6 protein-coding genes (1 of these 6 cut by a window edge) are annotated in these 6,381 nt (G+C 36.7%); 4 read left to right on the top strand and 2 right to left on the bottom strand.

Going from position 1 to position 6,381, the window contains the following annotated elements; all coding sequences use genetic code 11:
- The first annotated feature begins 44 nt into the window (after positions 1-44).
- The 4 genes from rnhB (at position 45) to AMET1_RS04740 (ending at position 4,334) form a co-directional block, all read left to right on the top strand.
- Positions 45-656, top strand: a complete 612-nt coding sequence (rnhB, locus tag AMET1_RS04725) for a ribonuclease HII (RefSeq protein WP_086637316.1) — start codon at positions 45-47, stop codon at positions 654-656.
- Positions 657-739: 83 nt separating this feature from the next.
- Positions 740-1,978, top strand: coding sequence for a YcaO-related McrA-glycine thioamidation protein (locus AMET1_RS04730; RefSeq protein WP_086637391.1), 1,239 nt, complete (start codon positions 740-742; stop codon positions 1,976-1,978).
- Entirely contained in the window at positions 1,929-2,579 is a 651-nt protein-coding gene (locus AMET1_RS04735) for a TfuA-related McrA-glycine thioamidation protein (protein WP_086637317.1), read from the top strand. Before AMET1_RS04730 ends, AMET1_RS04735 begins: the two co-directional genes overlap by 50 nt.
- Positions 2,580-2,588: 9 nt before the next feature.
- Complete coding sequence (locus AMET1_RS04740) at positions 2,589-4,334, top strand: ATP-dependent DNA ligase (RefSeq protein ID WP_086637318.1); 1,746 nt, start codon at positions 2,589-2,591, stop codon at positions 4,332-4,334.
- A 465-nt stretch (positions 4,335-4,799) separates the two neighbouring features.
- On the opposite strand, the gene AMET1_RS04745 is transcribed toward AMET1_RS04740, so the two are convergent.
- The gene (locus AMET1_RS04745; RefSeq protein ID WP_086637319.1) at positions 4,800-5,438 is read right to left on the bottom strand and encodes an ATPase domain-containing protein; all 639 of its coding nucleotides are present in this window, start codon (positions 5,436-5,438) and stop codon (positions 4,800-4,802) included.
- Positions 5,435-6,381, bottom strand: the 3' portion of a protein-coding gene (gene larC / locus AMET1_RS04750; RefSeq protein WP_086637320.1) for a nickel pincer cofactor biosynthesis protein LarC. The gene runs 244 nt beyond the window's last position; 947 of the gene's 1,191 nt are visible here — the last part of the coding sequence; the start codon falls outside the window, past its right edge — the gene reads right to left on this strand; its stop codon occupies positions 5,435-5,437. The genes AMET1_RS04745 and larC overlap by 4 nt, the downstream gene beginning before the upstream one ends.

A 6,381-nucleotide genomic window follows, 5' to 3' on the forward strand; every position in this document is an offset into this window, starting at 1 on the left:
ACTATAAAAAATTTATTTATTCAAAAAAAAATTAAAAACTGAAAATGGAAGAATCTTATTTGGGTATAGATGAAGTTGGTGTTGGAGAGGCTGTTGGACCCCTTATTATCGGATACGTATTGGTTGATAATCAAGAACTTTCTTTATTACGTTCTCTCGAGTTAAGAGACCCTAAAAAACTAAATCGAAACGCTATTCAGCGGTTGGGAGATAAAATTTTTTCTATTGCTAAAACTGGAACCATAGTTATTTCGCCAACAGAGATTGAGTCACTGAAAGAAAACGGGACACCACTACAGGAAATCGAAGACAAATCGATCATCTCACTTATAAATTCGATATCACCCAGCCACCTCTACATAGACTGTTATTATCCAACCACTAAAATGTTGAGAAACAGAATCACACAGGGATTAAACGGCCAAAGCCGAGAAATCAAACTACACATAAACCACAGAGCAGAAGAAAAATGGGACATAGTCTGCGCAGCAGCAATCATAGCAAAAATACACCAAAAAAGAAACTTAGATCGATTAAGAAACATACACGGAGATATATTCGGAAGCGGCAACGCTAGCGACAGAAAAACACGAGAATTCATACAAAAATTCAACAAAGAAACACTACCCTACTACGTCAGAAAAAACAACCTATAAACCCAAAAAAAACCAGCCAAAACCATATCGAAAAAGATTATAATGGAATATCTTAAGTCTAAAGCTCATTATTAGTTGATAATATGAACATTGATACTACAAAAAAAGGTTATATAAATGGTACACACAGAGTTATATCTCCTAAAGAGACTTTGGAGAAAATCGAGCCTTTAAAGGATGATGTTGGGATAACAAGGGTTGCCGACATAACAGGTTTAGACCGAGTTGGAATACCTGTATACTCCAGTATCCGGCCAACCGCTGAGAAGGGCGCGATCTCAGTTTACAATGGCAAGGGCAGTACTGAAGCGGAGGCTAAAGCTTCAGCTATTATGGAGGGAATAGAGCGATACTCCTCAGAACTTCATGATCGAGAGTTGGTTTTAGACAGTTACTCCAACCTAACTCAAAAAACAAATGTATTAGACCCAAGAACCCTAATATTGCCGGAAACTACGCCAAACCCATTGATGGCTCGTATATCTTGGATTAAAGGCTATGACATGATGCAAGATGAAGAGATATATGTTCCTGCAAACGCAGTTTTCCATCCCTTGTCTCCAGGTAAAAAAGGCAGTGGACTATTCCAAACGAATACAAATGGGTTGGCAAGCGGAAACATTCTGGAAGAAGCAGTATTCCATGGATTAACAGAAGTTATCGAGAGAGACGCGTGGTCACTTGCAGAAGCAGCTAGAGACACAGGCCCCAAAATCAACCTACAAAACCAAGAAATAAACAAATTAATCGAGAAGTTCGAACAACAAGATATCTCAATAATAATTCGAGACCTAACCAACGACATCGGAATACCTACATTTGCAGCAGTCTCAGAAGACAACAAACTACAGGACCCTGCCCTACTAACAATCGGAATGGGCACACACACCGACGCTAGAGTTGCAATAAAAAGAGCAATAACAGAAGTAGCCCAATCAAGAGCAACCCAGATACACGGAGCACGAGAAGACACCTTAAAAGGAGACAACAAACGTAAACTAAAATACAAAACCGTAAAAAACCAAAACAAACATTGGTTCAACAACCAAAACACCAAACAATACCAAAACCTCGAAAAAATCTCATACATAAAAGACGACTTTATAGACGACATAAGCCACACACTAAAACAACTAAACAAAAACGGAATACAAAAAGCAATATTCGTAAACCTAACTCTACCAGAACTAGAAGTACCAGTAGTCCGAGTCATCATACCAGGACTAGAAGTATTCGCAGTAGACCCAGAAAGAATAGGAAGGAGATGCCACAATGCCCGACAAAAAGGTAGTTGTGTTCGTGGGGCCAAGCCTCAAACATAAACAAGCCAAAAAAATACTAGATGCAGACTACAAACCCCCAGCAGAAAGAGGAGACATAAAAAAAACCAGCCAACAAAACCCACACACAATCTGCCTAATAGACGGAGTATTCTCACAAGACTGCTCAGTATCACACAGAGAAATACTCCAAACACTCGAAAAAAACATAAACGTCATCGGAGCCTCAAGCATGGGAGCACTCAGAGCCTCAGAACTCGACCAATACGGAATGAAAGGAATCGGCGAAATCTACCAAAGATACAAACAAGGAACAATAAACTCAGACGACGAAGTCGCACTCACATACTCACCACAAAACTACCAACCACTCTCAACACCCCTAATAAACATACGATACAACCTAGAACAAGCCACACAAAAAAACATAATAACCCAAAAACAAATGGAAAAACTCATACAAAAAACCAAAAAAAAATTCTACCCAAAAAGAAACTACAACCAACTACTAAAAACAGCCAAAAAACACCCAAAAATAAACCACAACCAACTAAAACAATTTCTCGAGGAATATAAAGTTGATTTAAAGAAGGAAGACGCAAAAAAAGCCCTAAAACACATAAAAAACCAACAAAAAAAATAAACCTATATCATGTCTCAATCATTAAGTTTCTCGGAACTAACCAATTATTTCCTAAAGATAGAAGAAACCAGGTCTCGGAATGAGATGACCGATATTCTCGTGGACCTATTCAAAAGCACCCCAGCTAGTGAGGTTTATATTGTTTGTTATTTGGTTCTTGGCCAGATAAACGCGGAATACGAAGAGGCGGTGTTAGGTCTCGGTAACAAGATGGTTGCCAAAGCAATCTCAATCGCATCCTCCAAAACAAAACAGGAGGTTCAGGAACTCTTCCGAGAAACTGGAGACCTGGGGACCGTAGCACAAAAAATCTCGGGCGAGACAAAGACCTTAAACTCATTTTTCGGAGAACAAAAAGAACTAACCGTAACAGAAGTTCATCAGGGTCTAAACGACATCAGTAGGTTTGAGGGATCAGGCTCCTACGATAAAAAACTTAGAACACTTGCTGGATTAATAACCCGGGCAGATAGTGTTGATGCTCGTTACATCGTTCGTATATCACTGGGTAAGCTAAGGCTTGGAATCGGAGCCATGACACTACTCGACGCACTAGCAAAAACCTACACAGGAGATAAGGAGAACCGGCCTGAAGTTGAACGTGCCTACAACATTTCAAGCGACGTAGGCCTTGTAGGCAAAAAACTAGCAGATAAAGGACTCAAAGGTCTCGAGGAAATAGAGGTAGAGGTGGGTCGGCCGATAAGGATGATGTTGGCGCAGAGACTCGAAATCCTGGATGAAGTTAAAGATAAACTGGAAGATAGGTTTGCTGCTGAAGTTAAGTACGATGGCGAGCGGATGCAGATACACAAGAAAGACGGTGAGGTAAATATCTATTCAAGAAGAATGGAAGACATTACACACCAATATCCAGATGTAGTACAAGCCATAAATCAATCTATCGAAAGTAAAGAGGTTATTGTGGAGGGGGAGGCAGTTGCCTACGAAGATGGAGAACTACAGGATTTCCAGACACTAATGCAGCGAAAAAGAAAATACGACATCCATAAATATGTAGAAAAAATCCCAGTAAAAATCTTCCTATTCGATATACTGTACAAAGAAGATAGTTTGCTTGATAAACCATTTCCAGAAAGACGCAAAAAGCTTGAACAAACAATATCCGAAAATGAAATTATACGGTGTTCAGATATAATCAAGACGACCGAGTTACGTGAAGTAGAAGAGTTCTTCAATAAATCGGTGGATAAAGGGCAGGAAGGGATTATGATTAAATCCTGCTCCAAAGACTCGGTCTATAGGGCGGGAGCTAGAGAGTGGTTATGGATAAAATGGAAAAAAGACTATGAGACAGGAATGTCCGATACATTAGATCTAACAGTAGTCGGTGGGTTCGCAGGAAGGGGAAGAAGATCAGGTTTATATGGCGCTTTATTATGCGCTGTATACAATAAAAAGAAAGACATCTTTGAAACCGTCTGCAAGTTGGGAACCGGATTCTCAGATGAAACACTGGAGAAGCTACCAGAAAAACTAAGGCCATTTGAATCTGAAAGGAAAGCAGCGAGAGTCTCCTCAGAGATAAAACCAGATCAGTGGTTCGAACCAGAAATTGTTGTTGAAGTGTTAGGAGCGGAGCTAACTAAAAGCCCAGTACACACAGCTGGTTATGATGAAATTGGTGAAGAAGGAATCGCAATTAGATTCCCTAGGTTCATAGGGTTCAGACCTGATAAGAATTCAGAAGAAAGTACAACTACAGATGAACTCATTGATATGTATAAAAAATAAACAGAGATTTTTTTATTCATAAATTTTTTGTTAATACAAATTCATTTTGTTATTGGCGCGATGATGACCTTGGCCTGACAGATTTAATGAAGAAGATTTTGAGTGCTGAGCGCCGTTATTTAAAGCTTTTCATTTTGTTTAAATTTCTTTTAGTTTTGTTTTAGGTATTTTCGGTAATTTTTAAGTTCTGAATTTTTTAAACCTTCTTTTTTGTAGGTTTTTCATTAATTTTAGAGGTAATTATTACCTATAAATATATAGAGACTAAATATTTCGGGTTATAGGGAAATTTAGTTTTTTTACTGATTTAAATTTTATTTTAAAGTGGTATCTAAATTATCTATTTCAATTTATATTTCTCGTAAAAAAGTGTTTTTATTGTATAACCTGTATACATTATAGATAGTTAATATAAAACTCACAATAGGTTTTTTAATAGTTTCAAATTAATACTATTTAAAAATATTATTTTAATCCGCTTTTAGTTACCTTTAAATCTATTTCTTTAGTTATTTCTTTGCTTTTTAGTTTTAACTTCCTCTTATCATCATTCTTTTTTTCTAGTTTTATGATATCTTTCGAAATGTCTTTAATTAACTTTCCGCCAATAGGAATAAGTTCATTTTTATTAATATTCGTATATACTTGATTTGAAAGTAAGATAGGGAACTTTTGTTTTTTCGCAGTACTTAACAAATATAAAATCTGATTAATCATACTTAAATTATTTTTTTCTTTTTCTGTGTACCCTATGTATGCTGGAGAATCGAGGATTATTAACCCGACTTCTTGATTATTACTGATATTCTTTATGTTTTTTATTGCTGCTTCATGTTTCTCTAATGAGTTAACTTGAAAAACTATTACGTTGGAGGCTATTTTTTTAGAGTTCTCTGTATCTATTATTTGTTTAAACCTCTGCGCTGAGAATTGGGGACTAGCTATGTAAATTGTTTTTTTATTGATGGCTATTTCAGCTGCAGATTGTAGGCAAAAAGTTGTTTTACCTGAACCAGACTCTCCATAAATATGGGTAATAGAGCCTCTTTCCATTCCGCCGGACAATAGGCTGTCAACCTTTGATATGCCTGTTGAAATTTTCAATTAATATCCTCCATAGCCTTATTTACAGCTATTTTTTTTATTTGCTGAAGCGGTTTTCCTGTTTTCTTGGCGATCTTCATACAGTCATCATATTCAGGGGAAATATCAATAATTCGTCCATTCTTAAATCTACCAATTTTAACTTTTACTTTATAATCAAAAATTTTTACAATCTTAAATTCACGTTCTGCTATCAACCTATGTGTTTCTTCTGATACTCTAACCCCTAACGTTCCTGTTTCCTCGATAATAATTTCAGATAACTTTTCCAAATCTTCCTTTTTAGATATTACCTTCAAGATATTACCCATTCTGCTTTTTTTCATCAATGCTGGTACGACAGAAACATCAAGAGCGCCTTCCTCTAATAATTTTTCAATAACATACCCAACATCCTCCCCCTCGACATCATCAATATTGGTTTCAAGCATCCCTACACTATCTTCAATTAAATTTCCCTGACTTTCACCGATACAAAGCGTTAGTAAGTTTGGTGATTTAAGTTTCATTTTCCCAGCACCACGACCAATCCTATTTATCTTGATCGGAGGAAAAAAAGTGGTGAACTTATCTATAAACACGGATAATATAGCTGCTCCTGTAGGTGTTAATATTTCTTTTGTAACTGGGCCTCCAGAAAACTTCATTTTATTTTCCTTTAGAATCTCGAGTGTTGCAGGAGTAGGTGCAGATAATAACCCATGTTCTGTTTCTGTATATCCACCCCCAACCTTTAATTCTGTACAATAAACCTCTTTATTGTTTAAACCCAAATCATAGTAACCTACTATAGAACCAACAATATCAGCAAGGGCATCTACCTTCCCAACCTCATGAAATCCAGAAAAATCTCTATGAACTTTATCTTCAGCCTCTTTCAAATTCCTTAGTACCTGGATAGATTTTTCTTTACTTTGCTCATTTAAACTTGAATCCTTTATTA

It is taken from the genome of Methanonatronarchaeum thermophilum (assembly GCF_002153915.1).
Lineage (GTDB): Archaea > Halobacteriota > Methanonatronarchaeia > Methanonatronarchaeales > Methanonatronarchaeaceae > Methanonatronarchaeum > Methanonatronarchaeum thermophilum.